The sequence below is a fragment of the Microbacterium maritypicum genome (assembly GCF_041529975.1).
Taxonomy (GTDB): Bacteria; Actinomycetota; Actinomycetes; order Actinomycetales; family Microbacteriaceae; genus Microbacterium.
Map to the genome: position 1 here is coordinate 1,689,798 of NZ_CP168030.1, position 14,206 is coordinate 1,704,003.

14 protein-coding genes and 1 tRNA gene are annotated in these 14,206 nt (G+C 68.3%); 10 read left to right on the forward strand and 5 right to left on the reverse strand.

All coding sequences use genetic code 11. The features are described 5' to 3' along the window. Positions 1-132 precede the first annotated feature (132 nt). Positions 133-951 carry a class I SAM-dependent methyltransferase gene (locus tag ACCO44_RS08325; protein ID WP_372469229.1) on the reverse strand — a complete coding sequence of 273 codons (819 nt, stop codon included), beginning with the start codon at positions 949-951 and terminating at the stop codon, positions 133-135. A 60-nt stretch (positions 952-1,011) separates the two neighbouring features. On the opposite strand from ACCO44_RS08325, the gene ACCO44_RS08330 reads away from it, so the two are divergent. Continuing rightward, entirely contained in the window at positions 1,012-1,761 is a 750-nt protein-coding gene (locus ACCO44_RS08330) for a phosphoglyceromutase (protein WP_021199094.1), read from the forward strand. A gap of 66 nt (positions 1,762-1,827) precedes the next feature. On the opposite strand, the gene phoU is transcribed toward ACCO44_RS08330, so the two are convergent. After that, entirely contained in the window at positions 1,828-2,538 is a 711-nt protein-coding gene (phoU, locus tag ACCO44_RS08335; RefSeq protein WP_029262770.1) for a phosphate signaling complex protein PhoU, read from the reverse strand. A 216-nt stretch (positions 2,539-2,754) separates the two neighbouring features. Between phoU and ACCO44_RS08340 the strand changes: the two genes are divergently transcribed. Continuing rightward, positions 2,755-3,978: a sensor histidine kinase gene (locus ACCO44_RS08340; protein WP_372469230.1), complete on the forward strand. Its 1,224-nt coding sequence runs from the start codon at positions 2,755-2,757 to the stop codon at positions 3,976-3,978. Then, positions 3,975-4,658 carry a response regulator transcription factor gene (locus ACCO44_RS08345; protein WP_029262768.1) on the forward strand — a complete coding sequence of 228 codons (684 nt, stop codon included), beginning with the start codon at positions 3,975-3,977 and terminating at the stop codon, positions 4,656-4,658. Before ACCO44_RS08340 ends, ACCO44_RS08345 begins: the two co-directional genes overlap by 4 nt. A 59-nt stretch (positions 4,659-4,717) precedes the next feature. Here ACCO44_RS08345 and ACCO44_RS08350 read toward each other — a convergent pair whose 3' ends face one another. Further along, a complete protein-coding gene (locus ACCO44_RS08350) occupies positions 4,718-5,245 on the reverse strand; it encodes a hypothetical protein (RefSeq protein WP_029262767.1) in 528 nt (175 codons plus the stop codon). Positions 5,246-5,381: 136 nt separating this feature from the next. On the opposite strand from ACCO44_RS08350, the gene ACCO44_RS08355 reads away from it, so the two are divergent. The 5 genes from ACCO44_RS08355 (at position 5,382) to ACCO44_RS08375 (ending at position 10,327) form a co-directional block, all read left to right on the forward strand. After that, the gene (locus ACCO44_RS08355; protein WP_017201416.1) at positions 5,382-5,864 is read left to right on the forward strand and encodes a CarD family transcriptional regulator; all 483 of its coding nucleotides are present in this window, start codon (positions 5,382-5,384) and stop codon (positions 5,862-5,864) included. 71 nt (positions 5,865-5,935) lie between these two features. Further along, entirely contained in the window at positions 5,936-7,159 is a 1,224-nt protein-coding gene (gene ispD / locus ACCO44_RS08360) for a 2-C-methyl-D-erythritol 4-phosphate cytidylyltransferase (protein WP_372469231.1), read from the forward strand. A gap of 100 nt (positions 7,160-7,259) precedes the next feature. Continuing rightward, positions 7,260-8,663, forward strand: coding sequence for a cysteine--tRNA ligase (gene cysS / locus ACCO44_RS08365; RefSeq protein WP_372469232.1), 1,404 nt, complete (start codon positions 7,260-7,262; stop codon positions 8,661-8,663). After that, positions 8,656-9,663, forward strand: a complete 1,008-nt coding sequence (rlmB, locus tag ACCO44_RS08370; protein WP_372469233.1) for a 23S rRNA (guanosine(2251)-2'-O)-methyltransferase RlmB — start codon at positions 8,656-8,658, stop codon at positions 9,661-9,663. The genes cysS and rlmB overlap by 8 nt, the downstream gene beginning before the upstream one ends. Positions 9,664-9,685: 22 nt before the next feature. Next, positions 9,686-10,327, forward strand: coding sequence for an NAD(P)-dependent oxidoreductase (locus tag ACCO44_RS08375; RefSeq protein WP_262001241.1), 642 nt, complete (start codon positions 9,686-9,688; stop codon positions 10,325-10,327). 108 nt (positions 10,328-10,435) lie between these two features. Here ACCO44_RS08375 and ACCO44_RS08380 read toward each other — a convergent pair whose 3' ends face one another. Next, positions 10,436-11,740 (reverse strand): DUF4032 domain-containing protein, encoded by a 1,305-nt coding sequence (locus tag ACCO44_RS08380; protein ID WP_262001240.1) that lies wholly within the window; start codon positions 11,738-11,740, stop codon positions 10,436-10,438. Between the two features lie 81 nt (positions 11,741-11,821). After that, on the reverse strand, positions 11,822-12,925 hold the full coding sequence (locus tag ACCO44_RS08385; RefSeq protein ID WP_029262761.1) for an ABC transporter ATP-binding protein: 1,104 nt from the start codon (positions 12,923-12,925) through the stop codon (positions 11,822-11,824). 231 nt (positions 12,926-13,156) lie between these two features. Between ACCO44_RS08385 and ACCO44_RS08390 the strand changes: the two genes are divergently transcribed. Together ACCO44_RS08390 and ACCO44_RS08395 are read left to right on the forward strand one after the other, a co-directional pair. Next, positions 13,157-14,089 (forward strand): DsbA family protein, encoded by a 933-nt coding sequence (locus ACCO44_RS08390; RefSeq protein ID WP_372469234.1) that lies wholly within the window; start codon positions 13,157-13,159, stop codon positions 14,087-14,089. Between the two features lie 41 nt (positions 14,090-14,130). Next, positions 14,131-14,203 (forward strand) — tRNA-Thr (locus ACCO44_RS08395). Positions 14,204-14,206: the final 3 nt, after the last annotated feature.

The following is a 14,206-nucleotide window of genomic DNA, read 5'->3' on the forward strand; positions in this document are numbered from 1 at the left end:
GTCCTCGGAGTTCTGCAGCCACTGTGCTGCCGACCTCGGCGCATGCGAACGCCAGCTAACACGTTACATGTTGCTGTGGGGCCACAGTGTGCTCACCGGAATGCCGCATGACTACATCCGGCAGCGGTTTGCTCAGGGGGCGACGGCCGCCCACGGCAGCGTGAGCTCACCCAGCCGCCAGCGTGTCCGTCCGCCGAGCACCGGCCACCCCTGCGCGCGAAGAGCTCCCACCGCGGCGAGGAAACGCTGTGTGGCACCGAACGTCGACAGGGGTGCGGCCCGCTCCCACTCGCGGTCGAGCTCGACCAGCAGTGCGTGGATGCGTTCCCCCGGGATGTTGCGGTGGATGAGCGCCTTCGGCAGCCGTTCCGCGACGATGCTCGGCCTCTCGAGGTCGGCGAGCCGCAGCGAGATCGTGAAGCGCAGCGGCACGGCGTGCGCATCGACGTCGATCCAGCTCGAGACGCGGCCGATCTCATCGCAGGTTCCCTCGAACAGCAGGCCGCCGGGGGATAACCGTGACGCCATCCGGCCCCACGCGTCGGGGACATCCCCTTCGTCGTACTGGCGCAGCACGTTCATGGCGCGGATCACCGCGGCTCGTCGTCCGCCGGGGAGGGGGACCTCGAAGCCGCCTCGCGCGAACGAGACCGGCAGGTCGGCCGCGAAGGGTGTGTGCCCCGCTCGGACCTCGGCGAGCTGGGCATCGGCCGTGGCCACGCGCACCGGATCGATCTCGAGGCCGCGCACCTCGACGTCGTCGCGCACCCGGACCAGACGCGTCGCGAGTTCGAATGCCGTGACGCCGCTGGCGCCGTAGCCCAGATCGACGACCAGTGGATCGGATGCTCGGAGCAGGGCATCGCTCGCGGCGATCCAGCGGTCGTTCCGCCGCAGACGGTTCGTCCCCGTGGTGCCGCGGGTCGGCCGGCCGAGGGGAGATGACGCCATGTCTCCATCCTCCCAGCATCCGAATCGAGCGTCGGCGCCGGCCACGGATAAACTGGCGACATGACTGCGACGCGCACCCTCATCCTGCTCCGCCACGGCCGGAGCGAATGGAACGAACTGAACCTGTTCACCGGTTGGGTGGACGTCCGCCTCAACGCGCAGGGCGAGAAGGAGGCACGCCGCGGCGGCGAGCTGCTCGCCGAGTCCGGCATCCTCCCCGATGTGCTGCACACCTCGCTGCTGAGCCGTGCGATCCAGACGGCGAACATCGCGCTCGACGCCGCCGATCGTCTGTGGATCCCGGTGACCCGGTCCTGGCGGCTCAACGAGCGCCACTACGGTGCTCTGCAGGGCAAGGACAAGGCGCAGACGCTCGAGGAGTTCGGTCCCGAGCAGTTCCAGCTCTGGCGCCGCTCGTTCGACGTGCCGCCGCCCGTGCTCGACGACGAGAGCGAGTTCAGCCAGGTGAACGACGTCCGCTACGCGGGCATCGACGGCGAGGTGCCGCGCACCGAGTCGCTCAAACTCGTCATCGACCGTCTGCTTCCGTACTGGGAGAGCGCCATCGTGCCCGACCTCGAGGCCGGCAAGACCGTGCTCGTCACGGCGCACGGCAACTCGCTCCGGGGTCTCGTGAAGCACCTCGAGGGCATCAGCGACGACGACATCGCCGAGCTGAACATCCCGACCGGCATCCCGCTGGTCTACGAGCTGGACGAGAACAACGTGCCCACCGGCCCCGGTCGCTACCTCGACCCGGAGGCTGCTGCTGCCGGTGCCGCCGCCGTCGCGGCCCAGGGCAAGAAGTAAGAGCCTCCGGAAGGACGAAGCCCCCGATGCGACCGCATCGGGGGCTTCGTCCTTCCGGGGCGCGGGTCAGGCGTGCCCGAACTCCTGCTGCTCGAGTTCCTGCTGTTCGACGGCGAGGGGTATGTCCTCCTCCTCGACCGCCCAGTCGCCGGTGGCGAGGTAGACGACCTTCTTCGCGACGGCCACCGCGTGGTCGGCGAAGCGCTCGTGGTAGCGGCTGGCGAGCGTCGCGTCGACGGTGGCCGTGGCCTCACCCTTCCAGTTGTCGCTGAGTACCTTCTCGAAGACCGTGGCGTGCAGCTCGTCGACGTCGTCGTCCGCGTTGCGGATCGCGTCGGCGAAACGCAGGTCCTGGGTGCGCAGCAGCTCCGAGAGCGTACGCGCGACCTCGACATCGAGCTCGCCCATCTTCACGAAGGTGCCCTTGAGCCCCTTCGGGATGGCCCGCTCGGGGAAGCGGAGTCGGGCGAGCTGGGCGATGTGCTCGGACATGTCGCCCATGCGCTCGAGTGAGGCGCTCACGCGGAGTGCTGTGACGACGATGCGCAGGTCGCGGGCGACCGGCTGCTGGCGGGCGAGGATCTCGATGGCCTGCTCGTCGAGGGCCACGGCCAGCTCGTCGATCTTCGCGTCGTCCGCGATGACCTCTTCGGCGAGGGCCACGTCGCTGGTGGCGAAAGCCCTGGTGGCCTTGTCGATGGAGACCGTGACGAGGTCGGCGATCTCGACGAGGCGATTCTGGAGGTCCTCGAGGGACTGGTGGAAGACTTCGCGCATGTTGGGGCGCAACCTTTCATTCGGATCTCGGCTGAGTCAGCGCGAGAAGGCGGGTCGTCCGCACAGGAGCAGGTCTGTGCTCCCGCACAAGCCCGAAGCGATTGTCTGCTTCGAAGGTTAACGAACGGTGCCCAGCACGTGAATAGTACTTCTCCTGTTCCCCCCAGGGCGCGGAAACCCGCCGGACGGACGGTGAACGCACTCTACGCTTATGACATGACCTTGCCGCAGCTCGCGCTGTCTTCCCTCGCCATCGGGCTGGTGATCGGCGTCGGCCTCTCCCTGCTCGTGGTGTGGGCCTATCGGGCGCGGGCCCGGGTTCAGGAAGAGACGTCGCTGGCGATCCCTCCCGGCATCACCGATGTGCTGCACAGCATGGACGACGCGGCCGGAGTGGTCGACACGTCGGGGCTGGTGCTCGCGGCGTCGGACGCTGCGAGCAGGTTCGGGATCGAGGTCGGCTCGACGCTCGACAATCCGGAGCTGCGTCAGCTGGTGCGCGGGGTCAGGACGGCCGGCGGTACGGCCACCGAATCGATGCGCATCACGCGAGGCGGACTGAGCCTCGATCCGCGACTCGTCTCGGCTCGTGCGAGCGCGATCGGCACCCGCCTGGTCCTGTTGATCATCCGCGACGTCACGGAGCAGGAGCGGCTCGATCAGATGCGTCGGGACTTCGTCGCGAACACGAGCCACGAACTGAAGACACCGGTGGGTGCGGTGAGCCTCCTCGCCGAAGCGATCGAGTCCGCGGCCGATGACCCGGCGCAGGTGCGCATCTTCGCCGCCCGGATCTCGGCGGAGGCGGGTCGGCTCGGACAGCTCACCGGACGCATCATGAGCCTCTCCCGGCTCCAGGCCGAAGACGGTCTGACCAAGGTGGGACCGGTCGCGATCGACGAGGTCATCGCCTCCTCCATCGAAGCCCATGTCGTGCAGGCCGACTCCGCGGGCGTGGAGCTCGCCAGGGGAGGCGACCGCGGCGTCTGGGTGCGCGGTGACGCACAGATCCTGATCGAGGCCGTCGGTAATCTGATCGCGAACGCCATCGTCTACTCGCCCCGCGGTTCGCGCGTGGGAGTCGGCGTCCGGGCGGAGGACGGCGTGGTCGAGATCGCCGTCTCCGACCAGGGCATCGGTATCGCCGAGGCCGATCGGGAGCGCATCTTCGAGCGTTTCTACCGGGCCGATGAGGCCCGTTCCCGGCGTACGGGAGGCACCGGACTCGGGCTCTCCATCGTCAAGCACGCCACGCAGCGCCACGGCGGGGAGGTGCGGCTGTGGTCGCGCCCGGGCCGAGGATCCACCTTCACGATCCGACTTCCTCGGATCGATGCCCCCGAGCACGCCGACACGGGCAAGAAGAGCAAGAAGAAGCGTGCGCGCAAAGCGGCCAAGGCTGCGGCATCCGCGCGCGTTCGAAACGGAGAGAGAGCATGACCCGAATCCTTCTCGTCGAAGACGAGCCCGACCTCGCCGACCCGCTCGCGTACCTGCTGCGACGTGAGGGGTACGAGGTGGAGATCGCGGAGGACGGCCCCGGCGCGCTCGCGGCTTTCCGGGAGCGGGGCGCCGACATCGTGCTGCTCGACCTGATGCTGCCCGGGATGCCCGGCACCGAGGTGTGCCGGCAGATCCGCTCGACCTCGGCGGTGCCGATCATCATGCTGACGGCGAAGGACTCCGAGGTCGACATCGTGGTGGGACTGGAGCTCGGGGCGGACGACTACATCACGAAGCCCTACTCGTCCCGCGAGCTGCTCGCCCGCATGCGCGCCGTGTTGCGGCGGGTGGTGCAGGCCGACAGTGAACTCGACGAGCGGGTGCTCGATGGGGGCAGGGTCTCGCTCGACATCGACCGGCACACCGTCTCGGTCGCCGGCGAGCAGATCAACATGCCGCTGAAGGAGTTCGAGTTGCTCGAGGTCCTGATGCGCAACTCGGGTCGAGTGCTCACGCGCGGTCAGCTGATCGATCGGGTCTGGGGGAGCGACTACTTCGGTGACACGAAGACGCTCGACGTGCACATCAAGCGCATCCGCTCCCGCATTGAAGAGAACCCGAGCGAACCCGTGATGCTCGTCACCGTGCGGGGTCTCGGATACCGCTTCGAGGGCTGAACACCGAAGAGGCCGGCGCCCCGTGGGGTGCCGGCCTCTTGCGTGTTCCGTGCGGACGGTCAGTCCGCAGGTGCCGGAGCTGCCGTGTCGGTCGGCATCGGGGTCGGAGTGGGTACCGACTCCGAGGGGACCAGGTCTGCGTAGTAGGGGAGCGAGCCGTCGAGCACGGGCACCTCGGCCTTGACGCCCGTGGAGTCGCCCGACTGGAAGTGCATTTCGACGGTCGCGCCGGGCATGGTGTCGAGGCCGACGATGCGCAGCGGCTCCTCGTCGGCGCCGAGGCTCACCGTGCCACCCGCCGGAACGGTGACGGTGAACGGCTCGCTGTCCGCGAGGGCGATGGTGAGCGTGGCGCTCTCATCGGTCGGGTTGACGATGCCGGCGATGAAGTTGCCGACCGAGCCGTCGTCGGTGGCGATGACGAGGGCGTTGCGCACATCGATCGGGCCGTCGGCGTCGGAGATGTTCACTCCGTCGGAGGCCGCGTACTCGGTCTTCGTGGACTGAGGAGTGATGAATGTGCACCCGGTGGCGCCGAGCAGAACGAGAGCGCTGAGCGCAGCAGACGCAACAAGGCGCGATTTCACGGGTCCTCCTGAGGTCCGGCGGGATGTCCGCATCCATTCTATGGGTAAGTCGTGACGGGCCCGGGGCCCAGGGGGGCGCGAACCTTAGCGCATCTCCCCTGTGGTATCCTTGAGGTTGCCGAAAGGACACGTTTTTATGCTTTTTGAGGTTGGCGAAACCGTCGTCTATCCCCACCATGGCGCTGCGACCATCATCGAGGTCAAGGAGCGCATCATCAAGGGTGAGGCGAAGAAATATCTGAAGCTCAACGTCACCCAGGGCGATCTCATCATCGAGGTTCCTGCTGAGAATGTCGACCTGGTCGGCGTTCGCGACGTGATCGGAAAAGAAGGTCTCGATCATGTCTTCGAGGTGCTGCGTGCACCCTTCACCGAAGAGCCCACCAACTGGTCTCGTCGGTACAAGGCGAACCTCGAGAAGCTCGCCTCCGGAGACGTCATCAAGGTGAGCGAGGTCGTCCGCGACCTGTGGCGCCGCGACCAGGACCGCGGCCTGTCCGCGGGGGAGAAGCGGATGCTGGCGAAGGCTCGTCAGATCCTCATCTCCGAGCTCGCGCTCGCGGAGAAGACCGACGAGGACAAGGCGGGCGCACTGCTCGACGAGGTCCTCGCCTCCTGAGTTCTCTGCGAAGGGGCGGATGCTTCGGCATCCGCCCCTTCGTCGTTCCCGCCACGCGGTAGCGTGAGACGGTGACTCTGCTTCCCGTACCCGACACCGCGATCATCGTCGTCGCCGCCGGTTCCGGCACCCGGCTGGATGCGGGGGCGCCGAAGGCCCTCGTCGGAATCGACGCGCACTCGATCCTCCGCCACGCGCTCGACGGCGTCTTCGCCGCGGAACCCGCCCAGGTCATCGTCGTCGCACCGGCCGGATACGAAGGTGACGCACTGGCGGAGCTGGATGCGGCGGCAGGCGATCGACGCGACCTCGGCCGTGTCGTGGTCGGTGGCGCGACCAGGCAGCAGTCCGTCGCTGCAGGTCTCGCCGCGCTGTGGGGCGATGTGAAGACGGTTCTCGTGCACGATGCGGCTCGCGCCCTGACTCCTCCGGCGCAGATCGATGCGGTCGCTCGGGCCGTCGTCCCGGGGGAGGGCGTCATCCCCGTGCTGCCCGTTGTCGACACGCTCAAGAAGGTGGCGGGGGGCGCGGTGGTCTCGGCCGTGGACCGTTCCGAGCTGGCTGCGGCACAGACGCCGCAGGGTTTCCCGCGCGCAGAGCTCGAAGCGGCCTACGAAGCCGCGCGGGCCGACGGGATCGAATACACCGACGATGCGGCTCTGTTCGCCGCCGCCGGACACCGGATCCGGCATATCGAGGGTTCCAGCCGCGCCTTCAAGATCACTACTCCCGGTGACCTGGAACGTGCGCGGCACCTGCTGGAGGCATCGGCGGCGATGGCACGCCCGACCTCGTCGGTGGAAATCCCGGGTATCCCTCGCGTCGGCATCGGCACCGACGTCCACGCCTTCGGCGGCGACGGGAACCTCTGGCTCGCCGGCCTCGAGTGGCCGGGGGAGCAGCCGCTCTCCGGGCACTCCGACGGTGATGCGGTTGCCCACGCGGTGGTCGACGCGCTCCTGGGGGCGGCGGGCCTCGGCGACATCGGCGAACACTTCGGCACGTCCCACCCCGAGTACGCCGGCGCCCATGCCGACGTCTTCCTCGCTCGCACGCGTGAGCTGCTCGCCGAATCCGGATTCGTGATCGGCAACGTGTCCGTGCAGTTGCAGGGGAATCGGCCGCGCTTCAGCCCCCGACGTCACGAGGCGGAGGCGTTCCTGTCCGCGATCCTGGATGCTCCGGTGTCGGTCACGGCCACGACGACCGACGGTCTCGGCTTCTCCGGACGCGGCGAGGGCATCGCGGTGACCGCGATCGCCCTGGTCGTGCCCGACGTTGCGCGCAGCACGTGACGATCGCCTGAGCCCCCCCGATCCATCGGCAGAACGTCACAACCTCCGTGAATCGTCCACGCGGGGCGGGCGCTCAGCAGTCCCCGAGTAGGCTTGACCGGTGACCCTCCGCCTCTACGACACCCGCGCACAGCTGCTGCGTGACTTCGTGCCTCTCGACCCCGAGAACATCACGATGTACGTGTGCGGACCCACCGTGCAGTCCGGGCCCCACATCGGGCACGTCAGAGCGGCGCTGAGCTTCGATCTCCTGCGTCGCTGGCTCGAGCACCGGTACGGGCGGGTCACCTTCGTGCGCAACGTCACCGACATCGACGACAAGGTGCTCGCCAACGCGACGGACGGCGAGCCGTGGTGGGCGCTTGCGTACCGAATGGAGAGAGAGTTCACCGCCGCATATGCCGGAGTCGGAATCCTGCCTCCGACGTACGAGCCGCGAGCCACGGCATCCGTTCCTCAGATGCAGGAGCTGATCGCGCTGCTGATCGAGCGCGGACATGCCTATCCGGCTCCCGACGGCTCCGGAGATGTGTACTTCGACGTGCGCTCGTGGTCCGCGTACGGCTCGCTGACGCATCAGTCCCTCGACGCCATGGAGGCGGCCGAGGATGCTGACCCCCGCGGTAAGCGGAACCCGCAGGACTTCGCCCTCTGGAAGGGCACGAAGCCGGAGGAACCGGCGGATGCGACATGGGTGTCGCCGTGGGGCGCGGGGCGGCCGGGGTGGCACATCGAGTGCTCGGCGATGTCGAAGCGGTACCTCGGTGCCGAGTTCGACATCCACGGCGGCGGGCTGGACCTCCGCTTCCCGCATCATGAGAACGAGCTCGCGCAGTCGACGGCCGCCGGCGACGGCTTCGCCCGGTACTGGGTGCACAACGGGCTCGTGACCGTCGACGGACAGAAGATGTCCAAGTCGCTCGGCAACTTCACGCTGGCGGCCGATGTTCTCGCCGCGCATGACTCACTGGTGGTGCGCTATGCACTCGCTGCAGCGCACTACCGTTCGAGCCTCGACCTCGGCGAGTCGTCGTGGACCGAGGCCGAAGCGGCGCTGGGCCGTATCGGCACCTTCATCTCGCGGGTCCGCCGCACCCTCCCCGGGGAGCCGGACGAGGCAGGGATCGGCGAGGTCCCCGAAGCTTTCGCCCTCGCGATGGACGACGACCTCGGCGTGCCTCAGGCGATCGCCGTGCTGCACGAGACCGTACGACGCGGGAACACCGCGATCGACGAGGGTGCGCACGACGACGCCTGGGCAGCATTCGTCGGAGTGGATGCGATGGTCCGCGTCCTCGGATTCGATGAACTCATGTCGGCCGGGGGAGACCTCGCGGAACACCGGACTCTGGACGCTCTCGTCCAGACGATGATCACCCAGCGCGCGCAGGCACGCGCTGACAAGGACTGGGCGGCGGCGGATCGCATCCGAGACGCGATCGCCGCCGCAGGAATCACGCTGGAGGACACTCCGGCCGGAACTCATTGGAGTATCGATGGTTAAGCCACAGCGCCCCGGCGCGAGCAACGGCAAGAAGAAGGGCCCCACCAAGGGCACCGGCGGACTCGGGCGCAAGGCGCTCGAGGGCCGCGGGCCGACCCCGAAGGCGGAGGACCGCGCGTGGCACCCCGCAGGCAAGCGCAAGGCCGCAGCCGAGCGCTACGCCGCGTCGGGCGGCAAGGGGCGCCCCGGCGGCAGTCGTCCGGGGTCCGGCGGCGGTGCGAACCGTGCGCCGAAGGCCAAGGCGGGGGACGACACCGAGAATGTCACCGGGCGCAACTCCGTCCTCGAGGCTTTGCGGGCGAAGATCCCGGCGACGGCGTTCTACATCGCGCAGCGCGTCGAGATGGACGACCGTGTGAAGGAGATGCTGGCGATCGCCACGAATCGCGGGATCCCCGTGATGGAGGTCACCCGTCCGGAGCTCGACCGCATGGCCGGCTTCGACGGCGTGCACCAGGGCGTCGCGATCAAGGTGCCGCCGTACGAGTACGCCCACCCACAGGATCTGCTCGAGCAGGTCATCGACAAGGGCGAGGTCCCGCTGTTCGTGGCGCTCGACGGCATCACGGACCCCCGTAACCTGGGCGCGATCATCCGCTCCACCGCGGCGTTCGGTGGGCACGGCATCATCCTTCCGCAGCGCCGCTCGGCCGGTGTCAACTCCGCAGCCTGGAAGACGAGTGCCGGAGCAGTCGCACGGACCCCCGTCGCGCTGGCGACCAACCTCACCGCGCAGCTCAAGGAGTTCAAGAAGCAGGGCATGTTCGTGCTCGGCCTCGACGGCGACGGTGACGTGTCGCTCCCCGAGCTCCAGCTGGCTGATCGTCCTGTCGTGATCGTGGTCGGCTCGGAAGGCAAGGGGCTGTCCCGTCTGGTCTCCGAGACGTGCGATCAGATCGTCTCGATCCCGATCTCTGCGGCCGCTGAATCCCTGAACGCCGGCATCGCGACCTCGGTCGCGCTCTACCAGGTCGCGTCTCTCCGCGCCGCGAAGAACTAGACCGTCCGAGGAAAGGCAGATCATGGCCCGTATCATCGTGCTCGGAGGGACCGGCTACGCCGGTCGTCACATCGTCCGGGAGGCGGTGAGTCGCGGCCATGCGGTGATCGCGATCTCCCGATCGGAGCCCACCGAACCGGTGGCGGGAGCCGCATATCTGCAGGGTTCCGCCCTCGACCTCGATCCGATCGCGGAAGCGTTCGTCGGGGCGGATGCCGTCGTGTCGGCGCTCTCCCCTCGCGGCGACATGGAAGATCGTGCGCTCGAGGCGCTGTCGAACGTCGTCGACCGGGTCGCGGGCACCGAGACGCGTCTCGGTGTCGTCGGCGGTGCAGGTGGCAGCCTGGTGGCTCCCGGGGGACCGCGTCTGTTCGACCAGGATTTCCCTGAGGAGTACAAGCATGAGGCGCAGGTCGGCATCGACTCCCTCGCGCTCCTCGAGGAGACGGAGGCCGACCTCGACTGGTTCTTCATCCACCCCGCTGAGGTGTTCGGTCCCTGGGCCGAAGGCGAGCGCACCGGGCACTATCGCGACGGCGGCGACGTGATCGTCCGCGATGCCGACGGCAAGTCGTTCATCTCCGGCGCGGATTTCGCGGTCGCCGTGGTGGACGAGATCGAGCAGGGCAACCACCACCGAGAGCGGTTCACCGTCGGCTACTGACGCCACGACTTTCGGCGACCGCACGGGCTATCGCCGGATGCACGGCTTGCTGACGCACACATGCGGTGTGCTCGGCAGTATCCCGTGCACTCGGCGCCCGCGGAGGTGTCAGACCAGGTCGCGCCAGTCGATGTCCTCATCGTCATCGGCCACCGGAGTCGCACCGGTGACGACCGGCAGGCTCATCGTCTCGGTCGGCGGGCCCATGATGGTCGCCTCGTCACGCCGGTGTCGCAGCACTTCGTTGATGTAGCTGGTCAGCACCTCGGCGAGCGGCACCGAGCGCCCCTGCGCCTGCGAGAGGTACCAGCGGTGCTCGAGCACCTGGTGGAAGACCTCGGCGGGCTCCAGCTTGGCTCGTAGCTCGTACGGGATCGCGCGCACCACCGGCTCGAAGACACGGGTGAGCCACTCGTGCGCGTACATCTCCTCGTCCGCCCACTGCTTCGTCGAGCGGGCGCGGAACTCGTCGAGGTCGTTCAGCAGGCGTCGCGCCTGGTTCTCCTCGACGTCCAGCCCCGTCAGACGGATCAGGCGGCGCTGGTGGTGACCGGCATCCACCACCTTCGGCTGGATCTCGACGACGGTGCCGTCCGCGGTCGTCGACATGGACATCTCGTCGATGTCGAACCCCAGGGCGTTGAGGCGCTCGACCCGCTCCGTGATGCGCCAGGTCTCCGCCGCCGAGAAGGACTCCTGGGCGGTGAGCTCGGCCCACAGCGATCGATACGACGAGACGATGCCGTCGGCGATCGCCACCGCGTCGACACCGTGTTCGAGGCGACCGCCCGCGGCGAGGTCCATGATCTCGCCGGCGATGTTCGTGCGGGCCAGGTCGAGATCGTAGGCGCGCTGACCGTCGGTCAGCCCCTCCTCGTGCAGCTCACCCGTCTCCGCATCGACCAGATACGCGGCGAACGCGCCCGCGTCGCGGCGGAACAGCGTGTTCGACAGGGAGACGTCGCCCCAATAGAAGCCGACGTTGTGCAGCCGCACCAACAGCAGGGCCAGGGCATCGACGAGGCGGGTCGCGGTGTCGGGGCGCAGTACCCGCGTGAAGAGCGCGCGATAGGGCATCGAGAAACGCAGGTGAGAGGTGACCAGCGCGGCCGGAAGAGCCTCGCCGTCGGCATCCGTACGCCCGGCGATCACCGCGACCCGGTCGACGCAGGGCACGTCGAGGCGGGCGAGATTGCCGAGCATGTCGTATTCGCGCTGGGCCATCTCCGCCGTGGTCTCCTTCACGGCGATGACCCGGCCGGAGAGGTCGGCGAAGCGCACGAGGTGGCGGGAGAGCCCCTTCGGGAGCGACACGATGTGCTCCGACGGCCACTTCGCCAGCGTCGTGGACCAGGGGAGGGACAACAGCCCCGGATCGATCTTGCTGGCGGTGATCCGCAGCGAATCCTGCATGATGCTCCCTGGTCGAGGTGGGACAGAAAGAGACGCGGCGCAGGTGACCGAAGTCAGCCTGCGCCGCGTCTGTGGATCCGATCAGGCGGAGACGACCGGCTTGTCGTTCAGGCGCTCGCCGGACTCGATGTCGAACGCGTGCACGTGGCCCGGGTTCGCAGCGAGCGTGACCGTCTCGCCGGCGTTCGGGTGGCTGCGACCGTCGACGCGGGCGACGATGTCGCTGCGCTTGCCGTTGATCTCGGTGTGGCCGTAGAGGTAGCCGTCGGCGCCGAGCTCCTCGACGAGGTCGACGACGACGGGAAGGCCCTTGCCGTCGGCCGGTCCGACCGTGATGTCCTCAGGGCGCACGCCGACCGTGACCTGGCTGCCGTTCGCGCGGCCGACGGTGTCGCGGTCGAGCGGGACGACCTCGGACCCGAAGCGGATGCCGCCGTCGGCGAGGTCGGCCGCGAAGAGGTTCATCGCGGGCGAGCCGATGAAGCCGGCGACGAAGACGTTGTTCGGCTTCTCGTACAGGTCGCGCGGGGAACCGACCTGCTGGAGCAGACCGTCCTTGAGGACCGCGATGCGGTCGCCCATGGTCAGAGCCTCGGTCTGGTCGTGCGTGACGTAGACCGTGGTGACGCCGAGGCGACGCTGCAGCGAAGCGATCTGCGTACGGGTCTGCACGCGGAGCTTGGCGTCGAGGTTCGACAGCGGCTCATCCATGAGGAACACCTGAGGCTGACGCACGATGGCGCGACCCATGGCGACGCGCTGACGCTGACCACCCGAGAGGGCCTTCGGCTTGCGAGTCAGGTAGGGCTCGAGGTCGAGGAGCTTGGCGGCTTCGAGAACTCGGGATGCGCGCTCTTCCTTGCCGACGCCGGCGATCTTGAGCGCGAAGCCCATGTTCTCGGCGACGGTCATGTGCGGGTACAGCGCGTAGTTCTGGAAGACCATCGCGATGTCGCGGTCCTTCGGCGGGACATCGGTCACGTCGCGGTCGCCGATGAGGATGCGGCCGGCGTTGACCTCTTCGAGGCCGGCCAGCATGCGGAGGGACGTGGACTTACCGCAACCGGAGGGACCGACGAGGACGAGGAACTCGCCGTCACCGACCTCGAGGTTCAGCTTGTCGACGGCCGGACGGGTTCCGCCGGGGTACAGGCGGGTGGCCTCGTCGAAAGTCACAGATGCCATTGTCTTTTCTCCTTCACCGGCAGGTACGTGCCGGACGATCCGTAGTGATGAAGCGGCGGGTGACCCCGCCGTGACCCCTCATTGGGTCGGGATCAGTATGACATGAACGGCGGTACCTGGGTATTTCTCAGCCTCACTGACTACCATCGAACTCGGCCGCGCGCAGCGGCGATCGTCGCTCGGCGGCGGTCGGGGCCAACCCGGACCCCCGTTGAGACTCACAGAGGAACGATGTCGAGCGACGAAACGCCGAACGTCCCGACGCCTCGCAATTCCCGCGAGGCCGTACGGGAGAAGGCTCAGAGAGTGCACGCCCAGCAGTCCAGGGCGCGTCTCATGCGACGGATCATCATCGGCGCGGTGGCGCTCGTCGCGGTGGGTGCGATCGGCACGGCGGTGACCCTCGCGGTGTCCTCCCAGGTCACCAAGCCGCGGCTCACGCCTACCGGCATGGAATCGGATGGCGTGGTCGTCACCGACCTCGAGTCGTTCGCGGGAACCGGCGCGGTGCCGGAGACCCCGTCTCCTGAGTCGACCGACGCCGGCGAATCGGCCAGCCCGACGCCGGAGCCGACGGCGTCCGGAAAGGTTGACATCCACGTGTACGTCGACTACCTGTCGCCCGACGCCGGGGAGTTCGAGCGTGCAAACGCCCGACAGCTCGCCGGTTGGATCGGCGAGGACGCGGTCACGGTCAGCTATCACCCGGTCGCCCTGCTCACCGCCAGCTCCAACGGAACCAAGTACTCGCTCCGCTCGGCTGCCGCTGCGGCCTGCGTCGCCACGCACTCGCCTGCCCAGTTCTACGCGTTCAACCATGACCTGCTCGACGACCAGCCCGAGGTCGGCAGCGACGGCCTCTCCGACGAGGACCTCGCGAACCTCGCCGGTGCTGTCGGCGTCGACAACGCCAAGGCCGTGCGGTCGTGCATCGAGGACGGCGACTTCGTCGGCTGGGCGAAGGAGGCGACGACCCGCGCTCTGGACGGACCGCTCGCCGGCTCTGACGATCTGGTGCTGACGGCAGCGCCGATGATCGTCGCGAACGGCGAGGCCTACGTGGGCGCGCTGGACGACCCGGCCGAGTTCTCGCAGTTCGTGCTCAGCGTCGCGAGCGATGCCTCGCGTGCGACGTCGACGCCTTCGCCCACCACGACCCCGTAGGTCGAAGCCGGGTCGATGCCATCGCTAAGCTGGTGGCATCCGCCGACTTGGCGCAATTGGTAGCGCACCGTACTTGTAATACGGGGGTTACGGGTTCGAGTCCCGTAGTCGGCTCTT

Coding starts and splice junctions, on each gene's coding strand:
- ACCO44_RS08325 (WP_372469229.1), bottom strand. CDS start 951: ATGGCGTCATCTCCCCTCGGCCGGCCGACCCGCGGCACCACGGGGACG.
- ACCO44_RS08330 (WP_021199094.1), top strand. CDS start 1,012: ATGACTGCGACGCGCACCCTCATCCTGCTCCGCCACGGCCGGAGCGAA.
- phoU (WP_029262770.1), bottom strand. CDS start 2,538: ATGCGCGAAGTCTTCCACCAGTCCCTCGAGGACCTCCAGAATCGCCTC.
- ACCO44_RS08340 (WP_372469230.1), top strand. CDS start 2,755: ATGACCTTGCCGCAGCTCGCGCTGTCTTCCCTCGCCATCGGGCTGGTG.
- ACCO44_RS08345 (WP_029262768.1), top strand. CDS start 3,975: ATGACCCGAATCCTTCTCGTCGAAGACGAGCCCGACCTCGCCGACCCG.
- ACCO44_RS08355 (WP_017201416.1), top strand. CDS start 5,382: ATGCTTTTTGAGGTTGGCGAAACCGTCGTCTATCCCCACCATGGCGCT.
- rlmB (WP_372469233.1), top strand. CDS start 8,656: ATGGTTAAGCCACAGCGCCCCGGCGCGAGCAACGGCAAGAAGAAGGGC.
- ACCO44_RS08375 (WP_262001241.1), top strand. CDS start 9,686: ATGGCCCGTATCATCGTGCTCGGAGGGACCGGCTACGCCGGTCGTCAC.
- ACCO44_RS08380 (WP_262001240.1), bottom strand. CDS start 11,740: ATGCAGGATTCGCTGCGGATCACCGCCAGCAAGATCGATCCGGGGCTG.
- ACCO44_RS08385 (WP_029262761.1), bottom strand. CDS start 12,925: ATGGCATCTGTGACTTTCGACGAGGCCACCCGCCTGTACCCCGGCGGA.
- ACCO44_RS08390 (WP_372469234.1), top strand. CDS start 13,157: ATGTCGAGCGACGAAACGCCGAACGTCCCGACGCCTCGCAATTCCCGC.